Raw genomic sequence first — 14,925 nt, forward strand, 5'->3', positions numbered from 1 at the left:
GCCTCACACGGCGGCTTCCCCTCCCCCGCGATGACCAGGCACTTCAGCCTGGGGCAGGTTTCGGTTCACTCTTCGGAGTGACCGAATCCGGCCGGAATCAGGGACGTCCTCGGGGTGTCGTGGTGGATCCGGCCGCTGGTCTCGCGCAACGCGCGGCCGCTGCCACCCCACCGGTCGCGCACCAGCTCCGCGGCGATCGACACGGCCGTCTCCTCAGGGGTGCGCGCCCCCAGGTCCAGGCCGATCGGCGAGTGCAGGCGCTCCAGCGCCTCCTCCGCCACCCCCGCCTCGCGCAGCCGCTCCATCCGGTCCTCGTGGGTGCGCCGCGACCCCATCGCACCGATGTAGCCCGCACGGGTGCCCAGGGCGGCCCTGAGCACCGGTACGTCGAACTTGGGGTCGTGGGTGAGCACGCAGATGGCGGTGCGCTCGTCGATCTCGTCGGCGATCTCGTCCAGGAACACGTGCGGCCACTTGACCACCACCTCCTCGGCGGTGGGGAAGCGCTTGGCGGTGGCGAACACCGGACGGGCGTCGCACACCGTCACCCGGTAGCCCAGGTAGGTGCCGAGGTCGGCCACGGCCGCCGCGAAGTCGATCGCGCCGAACACCAGCATGCGTGGCGCGGGCGCGAACGACTGGACGAAGACCTCCAGCTCGTCGCCGCGCCGCTGCCCGTCGCTCCCGTAGCGCAGCAGGCCGGTGCTGCCCTGGGCGAGCATGCCCCGCACGTCGTCGTCGAGCGCGTCGGCCAGCCGGTCGCTGCCCAGGTCGCCCTCGGCGTGGCCGGGCCAGACCACGCGGCGCCGCCCCACCCGGCCCTCGTCGGAGGGGTCGGAGACGATGGTGGCCACGGCGACGGGCTGGTGCTCGTCGATGGCGCCGATCACCGAGCCGAGCTGGGCGTAGGTGGCCCGGCTGATCGGCTCGACGAACATGTGCAGGGTCCCGCCGCAGGTCAGCCCCACGCTGAAGGCGTCGTCGTCGCTGACCCCGTAGGTGCGGCGCACCGGCACTCCCGTGCGGATGGCCTCCAGTGCCTCCTCGTAGACCGCGCCCTCCACGCAGCCCCCGGACACGCTTCCCACGACCTCACCGGAGGCGCTGACCAGCATCGCCGCACCGGCGTCGCGTGGGGCGCTCTTGTAGGTGTCGATCACCGTGGCCAGCGCGAACGTCTCGCCTGAGGCGTACAGGTCGGACACGGCCGCTCGGATGTCGCGCACGCGGTACCTTCTTCCACGTTCCGTCAGGTGGCTCCCAGTACCAAACTACGTGTCCCACGCAACACCGCGGGAGCCCCCGATCATCAAGAATCCGGCGGCTCCCTCAGGAGGTTCCTACGAGTGGCCGGGCTCCTGGGCCTCGCCGCGGTCGCGCAGCAGCGCCCGGAACTCCGCCAGGCCGCGCCGGGCGGTTCCGCCGTCGGCGCTCTGGATGCCCATCACCGCCAGGGTGGTGCCGTCGGACAGGTCCATCGAGGGCCAGGGCTCGCCGACCGGCATCCGGATGTCCACCACCTCGGCCCACGTCAGAACGTGGGTGCGGATGCTGTTGACCACCGTCACACCCTCCTCGGAGGCCACCAGCCGGGGCCGGGCGAGCAGGTGCAGGGCGGCGGCGATGGCCAGGCCCGTCCCCACCATCAGGAACCGGTCCATGGGCCCCCACTCCCCCGGCATGATCGCGGCGAGCACCGTCAGGGTGGCCACGATCAACAGGGCCAGGCCGTAGGCGACCCACCGCACCGCCCGGGGTCGCCACGTCCTGGGCAGGACCGGCTGCTTCGACGCCTCGTCCACGGGCTGTTCCCTCGTCCGCACCTGCTACTCCACTCCTGACCGGCCCGCGTGCCCGGACGACCGTCCGGCCGGCGGGAACGCCGTTCCCGCGCGACCCGGCCCGGTCAGCGGCGCAGTCCGCGCAGGACCACCGCCGTGTCCAGTGCGGCCAGCGCGGCCTCGGCGCCCTTGTTCTCGACGCTACCCGGCAGGCCGGCACGGTCACGCGCCTGCTCCAGGGTGTCACAGGTGAGCACACCGTTGCCCACGGGGGTGGAGTGGCGCAGGGCCACCTCGGTCAGGCCGTGGGTGACCGACTGGCACACGTAGTCGAAGTGGGGTGTACCGCCGCGGATGACCGCGCCCAGAGCGATCACGGCGTCGTGCTTGCGGGCCAACTCCTGGGCGACCACCGGGATCTCGACCGCCCCGGCGACCTCCACCACGGCGGGCGCGGCCGCACCCGAGGCCTTCACCACGTCCAGGGCGTTGGCGAGCATCGGCTGCACGACGGGGGCGTTCCATCGGGTCACGACGATGCCCACCGACATCCCGGAGGCGTCCACGCCCTGCTGGTCCGGACGTCCTTCACCACTCATGGGTCCTGCTTTCTGTGTGTGCTGTGGAGGGGACCGCCCGGGCCGCCGGCCGCGGGTCCGCACCCGGCCCGCCCCGCGGGGTCCCGCCGTTGTCCGGGAGCGGCCTCAACGGGCGACGTCGGTCAGGTCGTGGCCCATACGGTCGCGCTTGGTGCGCAGGTAGGTGAGGTTGTCCTCGGTGACGAAGGAGGGCATCCCCACCCGTTCGCCGACCCGCACGCCGTGGCGCTCCAGCCCCTCGGCCTTGTCGGGGTTGTTGGTCAGCAGCCGCACCGAGGACACGCCCAGGTCGAGGAGGATCTGGGCGCCGGCGCCGAACTCGCGTGCGTCGGCGGGCAGGCCCAGGCTCAGGTTGGCGTCGACGGTGTCCACGCCCTGGTCCTGGAGGCTGTAGGCGCGCAGCTTGTGCAGCAGTCCGATGCCGCGGCCCTCGTGCCCGCCCAGGTAGACCACCACGCCGCGCCCCTCCTCGGCGATGCCGGCCATGGCGGCGTCCAGCTGGGCACCGCAGTCGCAGCGGTGGGAGCCGAACGCGTCGCCGGTGAGGCACTCCGAGTGCAGGCGGGCCAGGACGTCGGTGCCGTCGGACAGGTCGCCGTAGACCAGCGCGACGTGCTCGGCGCCGTCGGCTGTGCCCCTGAACCCGACCGCGCGCCACTGCCCGTACTTGTTGGGCATGCGGGTCTCGACCATGCGGGTGACCAGCGGCGGGTGCGCCTCCTCGTCGGTGAGGACCTCGCCGAGGGTGGCGCGGTGGGCGGCCAGCTGCTCCACCGACACCAGCTTGAGCCCGTGCTCGTCGGCGAACTCGCGCAGCCGCGGCAGGCGGGCCATGGTGCCGTCGTCGTTGACGACCTCGGCGAGCACGCCCGCGGGGCGCAGGCCCGCCAGCCGGGCGAGGTCGACGGAGGCCTCGGTGTGTCCGCGCCGGGCCAGGACGCCGCCCGGACGGGCGCGCAGCGGCAGGATGTGGCCGGGGCGCACGAAGTCGGCGGGACGGGTGCGGTCCGAGGCCAGCAGGCGGATGGTGCGGGCACGGTCGGCGGCGGAGATGCCGGTGGTGACCCCCTCGCGGGCGTCGACCGTGACCGTGTAGGCGGTGCGCAGGCTCTCCTCGTTGCGCGCGGTCATCAGGGGCAGGTCGAGCCGGTCCAGGTCCTCGCCCTCCATGGGCACGCACACCACGCCGGAGGTGTGGCGGATCATGAACGCCAGGAGTTCGGGTGTGGCGAGTTCGGCGGCGAAGATGATGTCGCCCTCGTTCTCGCGGTCCTCGTCGTCCACCACCACGACGGCCCGCCCGGCGGCGAACTCGGCGATGGCCTCCTCGATCGGGTCGAGGACGACGGCCTGGTCGATCTCGGTGGTGGCCGGGGTGGCGTCGGTGACGGTCATTGCCGCTCCCTGGGTGACTCGTGGGTGGAGATGGTGTGTCGGGTGGCGGCCCGACCGGGCGGGTCCGCCTCCTGGGGCCGTGTGCCGGGGTTCACGCCCGCGGGCGGATCCGGGCCACGGCGGTGATCCGCTCGACGTACTTGGCGATGACGTCCACCTCGATGTTCACGGCGGCGCCGGCGGCGAGGCTCCCCAAGGTGGTGGCCCGCAGGGTCTCGGGGATCAGGCTGACCTCGAAGAACTCCTCCTGCGCGTCGGGCTCGCTGACCGCGGAGACGGTGAGGCTGGTGCCGTCGACCGTGATGGAGCCCTTCTCGACCACGTACGGGGAGAGGTGGGCGGGCAGCCCGAAACGCAGAACGTCCCAGTTGTCACCGGGATTCCGGGAGAGCAGGCAGGCGGTGCCGTCGACGTGGCCCTGGACGATGTGGCCGCCGAGGCGGCCGTCCACGCGGGCGGCGCGTTCGAGGTTGACCGGGGAGCCGACCGTGAGCGAGCCGAGCGTGGAGCGGTCCACGGACTCCTTCATCACGTCGGCGGTGAAGGTGTCCCCGCCGCTGCCGACGACGGTCAGGCACACGCCGTTGACCGCGATGGACTCACCGTGGCCCACGCCCGCGCTGACCAGGGGTCCGCGCACGGTCAGCAGCAGGGCTCCGCCACCCGCTGGTTCGATGGAGACGACCTCGCCGAGTTCTTCCACGATTCCGGTGAACACGCCCTTGCCTTCCCTTCGCCTGACGGCTCCGGGGAGTCAGGGGTGTGGAACGGGTCCACGGCAAGGCGGTACCGGCTCTACCGCGTGCAAGGGGCACAGCGGTGGACGGACCGTCCCGACACGTACTGCCTCCCATCCGGACTTTCACCGTCGGTACCGGAGTTTCACCGGTTCAACCAGCCGATGGATTCGGCCGGGTCGCGGACTGTCACCGCCGGTTCGGAATTACACCGACCCCGGAGCACGTGTTTGACTGTTGTCTCAACTGTCTCGGATCCTAACCGCTCCCCAGCCGGAGCGCATAGTCGGTGTGACACGAATCATCCGCGTTCTCCCCTGTCAGAGGCATCGGCGGAGGTGCCTCCGGGCGTGTCACCTGCGGCGGCCCGTGCCCCGGGCCGCCCGGCCAGACCGCTGCGCACGAACATCTCCGGGGCGAGGTAGGAGCCCCAGAAGGCGATCCCCGCGTAGGCGACGAACGCCACGGCGGACGCGGCCAGACCGGTCAGGCCGCCGAAGACCACGTCGACGGCCACCTGGGCCAGCACGACCACCGAGATGCCGAGGACGAAGCGCGCGACCCGTGAGACGAGGGCGCCCCGGGCGCTGTACCAGCCGCGCCCGGCGAGCAGGGTGAAGCCGGCGATCCCGCCGAAGAGGGCGCCGGCGACGGTGTACAGGCCGGTGAGGGTCTCCCCCGCCGGGTCGACCGGGGTGGCGCCGGTCCATTCGACGGGAACCGCCCAGTCGCCGCGCACCAGCAGCTGCCACAGGGTCGCGGCCAGGCAGGGCAGCAGTGCGGCGGCGAGGGCGTAGCCCGTCCAGCGGACCGTGCTCAGTCCCAGCCACCAGGCGGTGATCCGCTCCTCCCAGCGCAGGGCCGCCCACAGCACGGCCGCGCCCAGCAGCAGGCCGGCCAGGACGTCGCTGATGAAGTGCGCGCCCAGGTAGACCCGGGAGAGGGCGACGAGCGCGATGACGGCGACGGCCGCCCACAGCACGGCGCGGCGGCCGGACCGGAGGCCGAGGTAGCCCCAGGTGACCGTGGCGCCCTGGGTGTGCCCGGAGGGGAGGCCGAAGCTGCCATGGGTCGCGTGGGCCTTGATCCGGGCGTCGAACCAGGAGGGGCGGGCGCCGTAGAGCACCGACTTGAACAGGTAGTTCAGCGCGCCCGAGGAGGCGACCACGATGAAGAGCCGGGCGCCCAGCCCGGGGCTGAGGCACCAGAAGACCAGGGTGAGCACGACGATGGCGACGGTGTGGGAGCCGAGGTGGGTGAGCGCCTCCAGCGGAGGGGCGAGCCAGTCCCCCAGCCCCTGGAGCCACAGGATGGGGGTGGTCTCCGCCTCCCACAACACGTCCAGTGCCACGTGCTCGGCCGTCCGGGTGTTCAACGCGTACTCCCCCAAGGGTCCGCGCCTGGCAACGCGCTCACGCCGCGCCGCTCCCCCACACGCACGGACGCGGAGGGGAAGACGGAGCCGCGACCAAGCGAGATCAACGACTACGAGTCGCACAGCCTAGGGCCGGGGGCCGTACGCGCACCACCCGCGCGCGTGTCCGTGTCGGGATCGTTGCGCGCGGTCGGTCCGGAAGGCGTGTGCGTGCCGGCCCGGCCGGGCTCACGTGCTCCCGGAGGCCTTCATGGCCAGGGAGCGCAGCGACTCGACGGCCCCCGCCGGGTCCTGGGCACCGTAGACGGCCGAGCCGGCGACGAAGACGTCGGCCCCGGCCTCGGCGGCGCGCTCGATGGTCTCGGCGCTGACGCCGCCGTCGACCTGGAGCCAGACGGAGGCGTCACGGCTGTCGAGGAGCTCGCGTGCCCGGCGGATCTTGGGCAGGACCATGTCGAGGAACTTCTGGCCGCCGAAGCCGGGTTCGACGGTCATGAGCAGGAGCATGTCCATCTCGCCGATGAGGTCGGCGTAGGGGTCGACCGCCTCCGCGGGGTTGAGGGCCAGGCCCGCGCGGGCGCCGAGGCGGCGGATCTCACGCAGGGTGCGCACGGGGGCGCCGGCGGCCTTGGCGTGGATGGTGACGCTGCCCGCGCCCGCCTCGGCGTAGGCCGGGGCCCACCGGTCGGGCTCCTCGATCATCAGGTGGCAGTCCAGCGGGGTGTCGGTCGCCTTGGCCAGGGACTCGACGACGGGCAGGCCCAGGGTCAGGTTGGGGACGAAGTGGTTGTCCATCACGTCGACGTGGAGCCAGTCGGCGGACGGGGACACGGCGGCCGCTTCGTCGGCGAGGTGCGCGAAGTCGGCGTTCAGGATGCTGGGTGAGATCTGGATGGCCACGGGTGCAGTGTAACCACGCTGCTCGGAGCCGTGCGTACACGGCCGGGCGGACTCCGTTTCCCCTCACGGGAGAGGTGGGAGACCCCATCTCGTGCCTTTACGACGTAGATCAGCAACGTGGGCCAACGGAGTCTCCCCGGAGCGCGGACCGGGAGCCCCGGGGCCGGGGTCAGGCCTGCCCGCCCTTGCGAAGCAGCGCCAGGAACATCGCGTCGGTCCCGTGGACGTGCGGCCAGAACTGGACGTACCCTCCCTCGGGGCCGGCCGCCAGGTCGGGCACCTCGTCCAGGTAGTCGGCGGCGCGCAGCAGCGTGAGGTCGCCGCGCTCGGAGAGGATCCCCCGGACGATCGCGTCGGTCTCGTCCAGGTGCGGCGAGCACGTCACGTAGGCGACCACCCCGCCGGGGCGGACGGCCTCGGCGGCGCTGTCCAACAGACCGTGCTGGAGGGACGACAGGTCGGCGGCCGAGGACTCGGTGCGCCGCCAGCGCGACTCCGGACGGCGGCGCAGGGCGCCCAGGCCGGTGCACGGCGCGTCCACCAGCACGCGGTCGAAGGCCCCCGGACGCCAGGCGGGCGCGGTGCCGTCGGCGACCACGACCCGTCCCGCGTCGCGCGGGGCCCGGCGTACCGCTCCGGCCACCAGGCCCGCGCGCGCGGGCTGCACCTCGGCGGCCAGCAGGCGGGCGTCGCGCTGCCCCGCCAAGGACGCCAGCAGGCCGGCCTTGCCGCCCGGTCCGGCGCACATGTCCAGCCAGCGCGCGTCGTCACCGTGGGCGTCGACCCTGGTCAGGGCCAGGGCGACCAGCTGGCTGGCCTCGTCCTGCACCGCGGCGCGGTTCTGGTGCACCTCGCGGATCGAGGCGGGATCGCCCTCGGGCAGGTAGGCGGCGAACGGCGAGTAGCGGGCCTCCTCGGCACCGGCGGCCACCAGGTCGGCGACGGTGGCGCGACCGGGCTTGGCCACGAGCGTCACCCGGGGGCGCTCGTTGTGCGCGGCGAGCAGGCGCTCGGTCTCGACCAGGCCGTCCTTGGACCTCTCCCCCAGGGAGCGGGCCAGCTCCTTGACCACCCAGCGCGGATGGCTGTGCACGACCGACAGGTACCCGCTGGGGTCGGCGGCGCGGTCGGGGGCGACCACGGACATCCAGCCGTCCAGGTCGCGGGCGGAGACCCTGCGCAGGACCGCGTTGACGAACCGTCCGCGGTGGTGGCCGACGACCCTGCGGGCCAGGTCCACGGTCGCGCTGACGGCGGCGTGCGGCGGGATCTTGGTGGACAGCAGCTGGTGGGCGCCCAGGCGCAGCAGCGGCAGCGCCTCGGCGTCCACCGAGGCGAGCGTGCGGTCCACACAGCGCTCCAGGACGGCGTCGTAGGTGCCCTGGCGGCGCAGGGTCCCGTAGGTCAGCTCGGTGGCCAGGGCGGCGTCGCGGCCGCTGATACCGCGCTCGGTGAGCAGGGAGGGCAGCAGCAGGTTGGCGTAGGCGTCGCGCTGGTCGACCGCCCGCAGCACGTCGTAGGCGACCCGGCGCGCGGGGTCGCGGGGCGCGGGCGGCGGCCCGGACCTGCCCTGACCGCCCTGGCCGGGCCTGCCGCCTCTGCGGGGGCGGCGGTACGGGGATCGGGACTGCTCGCTCAACGTGTGTGCCTCAACAAACCGGGGACGGGTCCTGGCGGGCTCCGGCCCGCCAGGTCGAGACTACGGCAGCTCAGCGGCCCAGGCGGTCGTCCTCGGTGGGACGCACGCCACGCGCCCAGTCGACCGCGGCCATGGCGCGCTTGCCCTGGGGCTGCACCTCGCCCAGGGCGACCGGGTGGGTGCTGGTGCCGACGACGACGCGCCTCTTGTCGGCGTGCAGCTGGCCGGGGTCGAGCGCCGGGGTGTCGGCGTCGGGGAGCGGGGTGACGGGGCCGAGCTTGAGGCGGCCGCCGCGGAAGGTGGTCCAGGCGCCGGGCGCGGGGGTGCAGGCGCGGGCCACCCTGTCCACGCGCAGGGCGGGGGCGGTGAAGTCCAGTTCGGCGTCCTGCGGGGTGAGCTTGGCGGCGTAGGAGACCCCGTCGGCGGGCTGCTCGACGGGGCTGAGCCGCCCGGCGGCGATGCCGTCGACCGTGCGCACGAGGAGTTCGGCGCCGGCGACCGAGAGCCGTTCGAGGAGTTCACCGCTGGTGTCGGTGGGACGCACGTTCTCGGTGAGGGTGCCGTAGACCGGTCCGGCGTCGAGTTCCTTGACGATCTGGAAGGTGGAGGCGCCGGTGACGTCGTCTCCGTGCAGGATCGCGTGCTGGACGGGCGCCGCGCCGCGCCAGGCGGGCAGCAGGGAGAAGTGCAGGTTGACCCAGCCGTGGCGGGGGACGTCGAGCGCGGCCTGCGGCAGGAGGGCACCGTAGGCGACGACGGGGCAGCAGTCGGGGGCGATCTCGGCGAGCCGTTCCAGGAACTCGGGGTCGCCCGCCTTGGCGGGTTTGAGGACCTCGATGCCCTCGCTCGCGGCGAGTTCGCCGACCGGGCTGGCGGAGACCCTCCGGCCGCGTCCGGAGCGGGCGTCGGGGCGGGTGACCACGGCCGCGACCTCGTGGCCGGAGTCGATCAGCGCCCGCAGGGACGGCACCGCCACCCGCGGTGTTCCGGCAAAGACAAGCTTCATGCGTGGTATCCCCTCCACTGGCCCGGGAGCGCTCACCGGCGTCCGCGGCCGGAAGGCCCCGTGCGCGGGGCCCGGCCGGGAGGCGAGGAGCCCACGAGCACGGTCTGTCGGGTTCCCAGTTCTACCAGTCGCCGGGAGCGGGGCCCGCCCGCGAGGGAGCGGTGTCGCCGCACCCGTGGAGGCGCCGGGACCGCGGCGCGCGGGAGCGTGCGCGGGTCGGTGTCGCAGGCCTCTGGTAGACAGAAAGCGATGACGACGCAGCCCGGCCAACCCGACGGGGTCCTCTTCGACCTTCCGGAGAAGAGCGAGGCCCCGGCGGCCAGGAAGTCCCGCCGCCCGGCCCCGCGCAGGCCCGCCGAGCGGCTGCCGGTCGCGCGCGTGGTCGTGGACACCCCGCTGCCCCACCTGGACCGGTACTTCGACTACCGGGTGCCCGCCGACATGGACGAGGCGGCGGTGCCCGGCTGCCGGGTGCGGGTGCGGTTCAACAACCGCCGTCTGAACGGCTTCCTGGCCGAACGGGCGGAGGCCTCGGAGTTCGCGGGAAGACTGGCCTACCTTGAGGCGGTCGTCTCGCCGGAGCCGGTGCTGACCCCCGAGATCCTGGAACTGGCCCGCGCGGTCGCCGACCGGTACGCGGGCACGCTGAGCGACGTACTGCGCCTGGCCGTGCCGCCCCGCCACGCCCGCGTGGAGAAGGAGGAGGCCGAGGCCGTCGAAGCAGCGGAAGCCTCCGGCGCCGCTCCGGAGGGGTCCGGGGAGCCGGCGGCCGCGGTGGACGGGCCCTCCGGCCGGGAGACCGCCGGGGCGGGCCCGGAGGGGGCGGAACCCGGCGGTGCCGGGCCCGGCCCCTGGGCGGACTACCCCGAGGGCCCCTCCTTCCTGCGGGCGCTCCGCGGGGGCCAGCCCGCCCGTGCGGTGTGGAACGCCCTGCCCGGCACGGACTGGGTGCAGGCGGTGGCGGTCGCCGCGCGGGAGGCCCTGGCCGCGGGGCGCGGCACGGTGGTCGTGGTGCCCGACGGCCGCGACGTCGAGGCCGTCGACACCGCGCTGGACCTCCACCTCGGCGAGGGCCGGCACGTGGCGCTCACCGCCGACCTGGGGCCCGCCGAGCGGTACCGGCGGTGGCTCTCGGTGCTGCGCGGGCGGGTCCGGGTGGTGGTCGGCACGCGCGCGGCGGTGTTCGCGCCCGTCCGCGACCTGGGGTTGGTGGTGCTGTGGGACGACGGCGACGACGTGCACGTCGATCCGCACGCCCCCTACCCGCACGCGCGCACGGTGCTGTCGATGCGCGCGCACCGCGCGGGCGCAGGTGCCCTGATCGGCGGGCACACCCGCACCACCGACTCCCAGCTGCTCGTCGAGTCGGGGTGGGCCCATCCCCTGACCGCCGACCGCGCCACCCTGCGCCGCCGCGCGCCGGTGGTGCGTGCGGCCGGGGACGACCGGGAGCTGGCCCGTGACGAGGCGGCGCGGTCGGCGCGGATGCCGAGCCTGGCCCTGCGCGCGGCGCGCGAGGCCGCCCGCACCGGGCCCGTGCTCTTCCAGGTGCCGCGCCGGGGCTACCTGAACACGCTGGCGTGCGCCGGATGCCGCGAACCCGCCCGCTGCGACTCCTGCCGGGGCCCGCTCGCGGTGCGCGGCTCGCACGCCATGCCCTCGTGCGGCTGGTGCGGCCGCGTGGCCGGCCAGTGGGCGTGCCCGGAGTGCGGCCTCACCCGCATGCGCGCCGTGGTGGTGGGCGCCCGCCGCACCGCCGAGGAGCTGGGCCGGGCCTTCCCCTCGCTGACCGTGCGCACCTCGGGCCGCGAGGAGGTCCTGTCGCGGGTGGCGGACGCGCCGTCGCTGGTGGTGGCGACCCCGGGCGCAGAACCGGTGGCGGAGGACGGGTACGCGGCGGCGGTGCTGCTGGACGGCTGGGCGCTGCTGAACCGGATGGACCTGCGCGCCTCGGAGGAGGCGCTGCGGCGCTGGTTGAACGCGGCGGCGCTGGTGCGGCCGGGCGGCACGGTGGTGGTGTCGGCCGACGTCTCGCTGCCGGTGGTGCAGTCGTTCGTACGCTGGGATCCGGCGGGCTTCGCCGAGCGCGAGCTGGCGGAACGCCGCGAACTGGGCTTTCCCCCCGCGGTGTCGATGGCATCGGTCACCGGCGGCCCGGAGCACGTGCGCGAGCTGCTCGACCAGATCCGGCTGCCCGAGGACACCGAACTGCTGGGGCCGGTGCCGGTGGGCTCGGACCGCGCGGTCGGCCCGGACGGCACCCACCAGACGGAGCGCGCGCTGCTGCGGGTGCCCCGCACCGGGGTGGGGGCGCTGACCCGGGCGCTGAAGGCGGCGGCCTCGGCCCGCAGCGCGCGCCGGGACGAGCACCTGGCACAGGTGAGGGTGGACCCGCTGCACGTGGTCTAGAGCCCGTGCGGTGCGCTCCCCCGGGGAGAACCGGTGGAGAAACCGCCGGAGCGCGTGGAGACTGTCCGCCATGGCAGACTCCACCGCGGGCCTCTTCGACTCGGTGGCCGACGTCTACGACGAGTCGGTGCCCTTCTTCGCCTCCTTCGCGCGACGGCTGACGGCCTGGGCCGGGCCGCCGCCCGGGGCACGGCTGCTGGACCTGGGCGCCGGGCGCGGAGCCGTGTCCCTCGCCGCCGCCGAGGCGCTGGGCCCCTCGTGCGCGGTCCTGGCCGTGGACGCCTCACCCCGGATGGTCGACGCCCTGGCGGCGCTGCCGGTCCCCGGACTGCGGGCCCGCGTCATGGACGCCGCCGCGCTCGACCTTCCCGACCGCTCCCGCGACGCTGTGCTCAGCGGGTTCCTGTTCCACATCCTGCCGGACCCGGGCGCGGTGCTGCGCGAGGTGGCCCGGGTGCTCCGGCCCGGCGCGGCCCTCGCCTTCTCCACCCCCGGTCCCAGCTCCGACGGAGGATGGTGGGCGCGTTACGGGGAGGTCTTCGAGGAGTTCAGGGCCGCGCACGCCCTGGAGGCGCCCGCCGGGATGGGCGGGCCGCACCCTCCGTGGGAGGAGCTCGCCGAGCGGGCCGGGCTGCGGTACACGCGCACGGCCGCCGTGGAGGTCGAACTCCCCCTCGACGGGCCCCGGGCGCACTGGGACTGGCTGCTCTCGCACGGCAACCGCTGGCTCCACGACGCCTTGGACGAGCCCCACCGCCGCGCCCTCGAACGCAGGGTGCTGCGCAGCCTCGAGGAGCACCACCCCACACGGGGGCACAGCCTCATCGCCGGAGCCGTCTTCCACGAGTTGACCAGGCCCTGAGCCGCGCGCGGCGCCTCCCGTTCCGCGGCGGGGCGGCTCAGCGCCCGTGGTCGGCGCGGTACAGGTCGCGCAGCACAGCCACCTCGGCGCCGTGGTGGATGACCTCCCGGTTGATGTGGAGCACCAGCGCGACCATCGGGAGGTCGTCCCACTGGGATGACTCGGCGCCGCCCACGGGGGCCGCCAGGCCGTCCTCGTCCAGCGCCTGGACGTGCTCGGACCAGGTCTCGTAGGCGTGGCGCAGCCGCTGCTTGGCGTCGGTGGCGGTCGCGGGCCAGTCGATGCCCCGGCTCGTGGCGGTGCGGTCGCCGAAGTGCCAGTTGATGCGGGTCTCCAGCACGTCCACGACGATGTGCCCGAGCCGCCAGGCGATGGTGGTCACCGGCGGCGGATCAGGTTCGGGCACGACGAGGTCGGGCTGGTGCCGCCCGTCCCGTACCTCGCGGACGGTCCAGGCGTCGGGCACCGGCTTCCAGAGGAACTCCTCGTCGGTGAGCCCCTCCAGCCTGGGCCACAGGGAGAAGTCCCAGTAGAACTTGAGCTGCGCCAGGACCTCGCCGGTCCAGTTCACCGCCATCGGCGCGTTCCTCCTCCCCGCTCGGGTGCTCGTCGGCCGAGTCCCGCCAGGATTCCGGTGCCCTGGCCGGACACGTCCTCGTCAGGGTAGGGCCACCACCCGATGTCGGCGACTCCCGGCTCGATCGGGCCGAAGGGGGACAGGGCCCGCTCGACCACCGCCCGCGGGACCGGTGAGGCGAGTGCGAGGTAGCCGCCGCCGCGCATGAGGGCGTGCAGGTCCCCGATCCCGGCGGGCGGGTCGTCGGCGGGGAAGGGCCGGGTCATCAGAACGGCGACGGGCTCGTCGAAGTCGACGAGCCCGGAGGTGCTGAGGCGGCGCAGGAGCGTGTCGGACCCGGAGCCGTCCCCGGAGAGCACGGTCGCGCCCGCTCCGGAGAGCATGCCCGCAGCGCCGTACGGGGCGACGTGGACCACCGAGGCCCCGGGGTCGGCGGTGTGGACGCGCTCGGCGGTACCGGGTACGGGGCACCCCCAGTCGACGAACTGACGCACGCCCGCGTCGGCGCACAGGTAGTCGATGACCCGCCCGAGGAAGGCCTGGTGCGGGCGGACGTGTCCGGTGTTCGGCAGGCCGGGCGGCTCGCCCCCTCGTGCGTCGAGGTTGACCACGCGCGGGCGCCGGCCGGGGACCGGTACGGGTTCGCGTCCGCGGAACATGGCCCTGAGCGGACCTGTCTCGGGTCCTCGGACGTTGGTCACGATCACGCTCCCCCAGCCGGTTCGCTCGCGGGAGGCAGGGCGCGCCGCGGAGCGGACCGGTCGGGTCCGGGCAGCGTCGCACCATGCCGTCAGGGCCCGATGGTACCGCCTGGGAACGTGATCCTCAGCACACGTGTGAGTGTTATGCGCCCTATTTCGCCGTTTATGGAGGCCTGTGGTCCAAGGGAAGTCATTGGGTGCTCTCCGCGGGGTACGTCCGGGGTCCCTCCCCCGCGCCGGTCAGCCTGCGTGCGGGCGGCCCCGCGCACAGCCAGGCCACCACGGCGACCATCAGCGCGGTCGCGAGCAGCAGTCACAGCGGCCCAACGGGCCACGGGCACCCCAGGAGCTCCATCCCGGCGAAGGCCAGGGGCACCGCCGAGGCCAGGGCACCGGCGACGGAGGCACCGACCGCGGTCATGGCGGCCTTCCGGCGCAGCGGCGACCGGGTCCGGGGCGGGGCCGTCCCGAGGGCGCGCAGGGCGCCGGTCTCCACGCGCCGCACCGGCCTCTGGGCGGACAGGCGGTCGGCCGCGCAGGGTAGCGCGTACCCGGCCGGCTCATCGGCCGCCCCTCCGCGCCAGCAGGACCAGGGTGACCAGTGGGACCAGGCCGCGGCACCGCAGGCCGAACCGGCCGGCTCGCGGCCGCTCAGGGACAGGGTGGCGTTGGCGGTGGCGAGCACCACGAACACGGTCCCGAGCAGGCGAGCAGGACCTTGTTCCCGGGCGTGTGCGAGGGCCGCGGGGCCGGCTCGGAAGGGGAGGGCCGCGTCCGGGCGGACGCGGCGCCGACGCGGTGGGGGTCTGCGGACATGGCTGCTCCCGGAGTCGGAGGTGCTGGGCGGCCACGACCGGCGGACCGCCCGCCGTGTCACCTCCGACGCTACGGAGCTGCGCTCCGGCGCAACATCCCGCGCACTGGCCGACCCCTGCTGCAGCCGG

Annotated in this window: 14 protein-coding genes and 1 riboswitch; of the genes, 2 read left to right on the forward strand and 12 right to left on the reverse strand. The window is 74.5% G+C overall.

The features are described 5' to 3' along the window. Positions 1 to 65: 65 nt before the first annotated feature. The 9 genes from A6A08_RS10555 to fmt form a co-directional block, all read right to left on the reverse strand. Entirely contained in the window at positions 66 to 1,226 is a 1,161-nt protein-coding gene (locus tag A6A08_RS10555; protein ID WP_073702383.1) for an XdhC family protein, read from the reverse strand. A 114-nt stretch (positions 1,227 to 1,340) separates the two neighbouring features. Beyond that, positions 1,341 to 1,802: a PH domain-containing protein gene (locus A6A08_RS10560; protein WP_073702384.1), complete on the reverse strand. Its 462-nt coding sequence runs from the start codon at positions 1,800 to 1,802 to the stop codon at positions 1,341 to 1,343. Between the two features lie 104 nt (positions 1,803 to 1,906). Beyond that, the gene (ribH, locus tag A6A08_RS10565) at positions 1,907 to 2,380 is read right to left on the reverse strand and encodes a 6,7-dimethyl-8-ribityllumazine synthase (RefSeq protein WP_073702385.1); all 474 of its coding nucleotides are present in this window, start codon (positions 2,378 to 2,380) and stop codon (positions 1,907 to 1,909) included. A gap of 105 nt (positions 2,381 to 2,485) precedes the next feature. Then, positions 2,486 to 3,775, reverse strand: coding sequence for a bifunctional 3,4-dihydroxy-2-butanone-4-phosphate synthase/GTP cyclohydrolase II (locus tag A6A08_RS10570; protein WP_073702386.1), 1,290 nt, complete (start codon positions 3,773 to 3,775; stop codon positions 2,486 to 2,488). Between the two features lie 91 nt (positions 3,776 to 3,866). Beyond that, positions 3,867 to 4,493, reverse strand: coding sequence for a riboflavin synthase (locus A6A08_RS10575; RefSeq protein WP_073702387.1), 627 nt, complete (start codon positions 4,491 to 4,493; stop codon positions 3,867 to 3,869). Between the two features lie 118 nt (positions 4,494 to 4,611). Beyond that, positions 4,612 to 4,742, reverse strand: a riboswitch (FMN riboswitch). A 71-nt stretch (positions 4,743 to 4,813) separates the two neighbouring features. Further along, complete coding sequence (locus A6A08_RS10580) at positions 4,814 to 5,887, reverse strand: phosphatase PAP2 family protein (RefSeq protein WP_073702388.1); 1,074 nt, start codon at positions 5,885 to 5,887, stop codon at positions 4,814 to 4,816. A gap of 228 nt (positions 5,888 to 6,115) precedes the next feature. Then, complete coding sequence (gene rpe, locus A6A08_RS10585; RefSeq protein ID WP_073702389.1) at positions 6,116 to 6,787, reverse strand: ribulose-phosphate 3-epimerase; 672 nt, start codon at positions 6,785 to 6,787, stop codon at positions 6,116 to 6,118. A gap of 169 nt (positions 6,788 to 6,956) precedes the next feature. Beyond that, positions 6,957 to 8,426 carry an RsmB/NOP family class I SAM-dependent RNA methyltransferase gene (locus A6A08_RS10590; protein ID WP_073702390.1) on the reverse strand — a complete coding sequence of 490 codons (1,470 nt, stop codon included), beginning with the start codon at positions 8,424 to 8,426 and terminating at the stop codon, positions 6,957 to 6,959. Between the two features lie 70 nt (positions 8,427 to 8,496). Beyond that, positions 8,497 to 9,432 (reverse strand): methionyl-tRNA formyltransferase, encoded by a 936-nt coding sequence (gene fmt / locus A6A08_RS10595; protein WP_073702391.1) that lies wholly within the window; start codon positions 9,430 to 9,432, stop codon positions 8,497 to 8,499. Positions 9,433 to 9,681: 249 nt separating this feature from the next. On the opposite strand from fmt, the gene A6A08_RS10600 reads away from it, so the two are divergent. After that, on the forward strand, positions 9,682 to 11,841 hold the full coding sequence (locus A6A08_RS10600) for a primosomal protein N' (RefSeq protein ID WP_073702392.1): 2,160 nt from the start codon (positions 9,682 to 9,684) through the stop codon (positions 11,839 to 11,841). A 70-nt stretch (positions 11,842 to 11,911) separates the two neighbouring features. Next, positions 11,912 to 12,703: a class I SAM-dependent methyltransferase gene (locus tag A6A08_RS10605; protein ID WP_073702393.1), complete on the forward strand. Its 792-nt coding sequence runs from the start codon at positions 11,912 to 11,914 to the stop codon at positions 12,701 to 12,703. 37 nt (positions 12,704 to 12,740) lie between these two features. Here the strand turns inward: A6A08_RS10605 and A6A08_RS10610 are convergent, their stop codons facing one another. The 3 genes from A6A08_RS10610 to A6A08_RS10620 all read right to left on the reverse strand — a co-directional run bounded on the left by A6A08_RS10610 (position 12,741) and on the right by A6A08_RS10620 (position 14,666). Beyond that, positions 12,741 to 13,280, reverse strand: coding sequence for a DinB family protein (locus A6A08_RS10610; protein ID WP_073702394.1), 540 nt, complete (start codon positions 13,278 to 13,280; stop codon positions 12,741 to 12,743). Further along, positions 13,271 to 13,981 (reverse strand): SAM-dependent methyltransferase, encoded by a 711-nt coding sequence (locus tag A6A08_RS10615; protein WP_242422323.1) that lies wholly within the window; start codon positions 13,979 to 13,981, stop codon positions 13,271 to 13,273. Before A6A08_RS10615 ends, A6A08_RS10610 begins: the two co-directional genes overlap by 10 nt. Before the next feature lie 313 nt (positions 13,982 to 14,294). Beyond that, positions 14,295 to 14,666 (reverse strand): hypothetical protein, encoded by a 372-nt coding sequence (locus A6A08_RS10620; RefSeq protein WP_143181738.1) that lies wholly within the window; start codon positions 14,664 to 14,666, stop codon positions 14,295 to 14,297. Positions 14,667 to 14,925: the final 259 nt, after the last annotated feature.

The organism is Nocardiopsis sp. TSRI0078, from assembly GCF_001905145.1.
In the GTDB taxonomy this organism is placed as follows: domain Bacteria; phylum Actinomycetota; class Actinomycetes; order Streptosporangiales; family Streptosporangiaceae; genus Nocardiopsis.

Bases quoted from the DNA above. Each gene is read 5' to 3' on its own strand.
- ribH (WP_073702385.1), bottom strand. From the start codon at position 2,380: ATGAGTGGTGAAGGACGTCCGGACCAGCAGGGCGTGGACGCCTCCGGG.
- A6A08_RS10570 (WP_073702386.1), bottom strand. From the start codon at position 3,775: ATGACCGTCACCGACGCCACCCCGGCCACCACCGAGATCGACCAGGCC.
- A6A08_RS10600 (WP_073702392.1), top strand. From the start codon at position 9,682: ATGACGACGCAGCCCGGCCAACCCGACGGGGTCCTCTTCGACCTTCCG.
- A6A08_RS10605 (WP_073702393.1), top strand. From the start codon at position 11,912: ATGGCAGACTCCACCGCGGGCCTCTTCGACTCGGTGGCCGACGTCTAC.
- fmt (WP_073702391.1), bottom strand. From the start codon at position 9,432: ATGAAGCTTGTCTTTGCCGGAACACCGCGGGTGGCGGTGCCGTCCCTG.
- A6A08_RS10610 (WP_073702394.1), bottom strand. From the start codon at position 13,280: ATGGCGGTGAACTGGACCGGCGAGGTCCTGGCGCAGCTCAAGTTCTAC.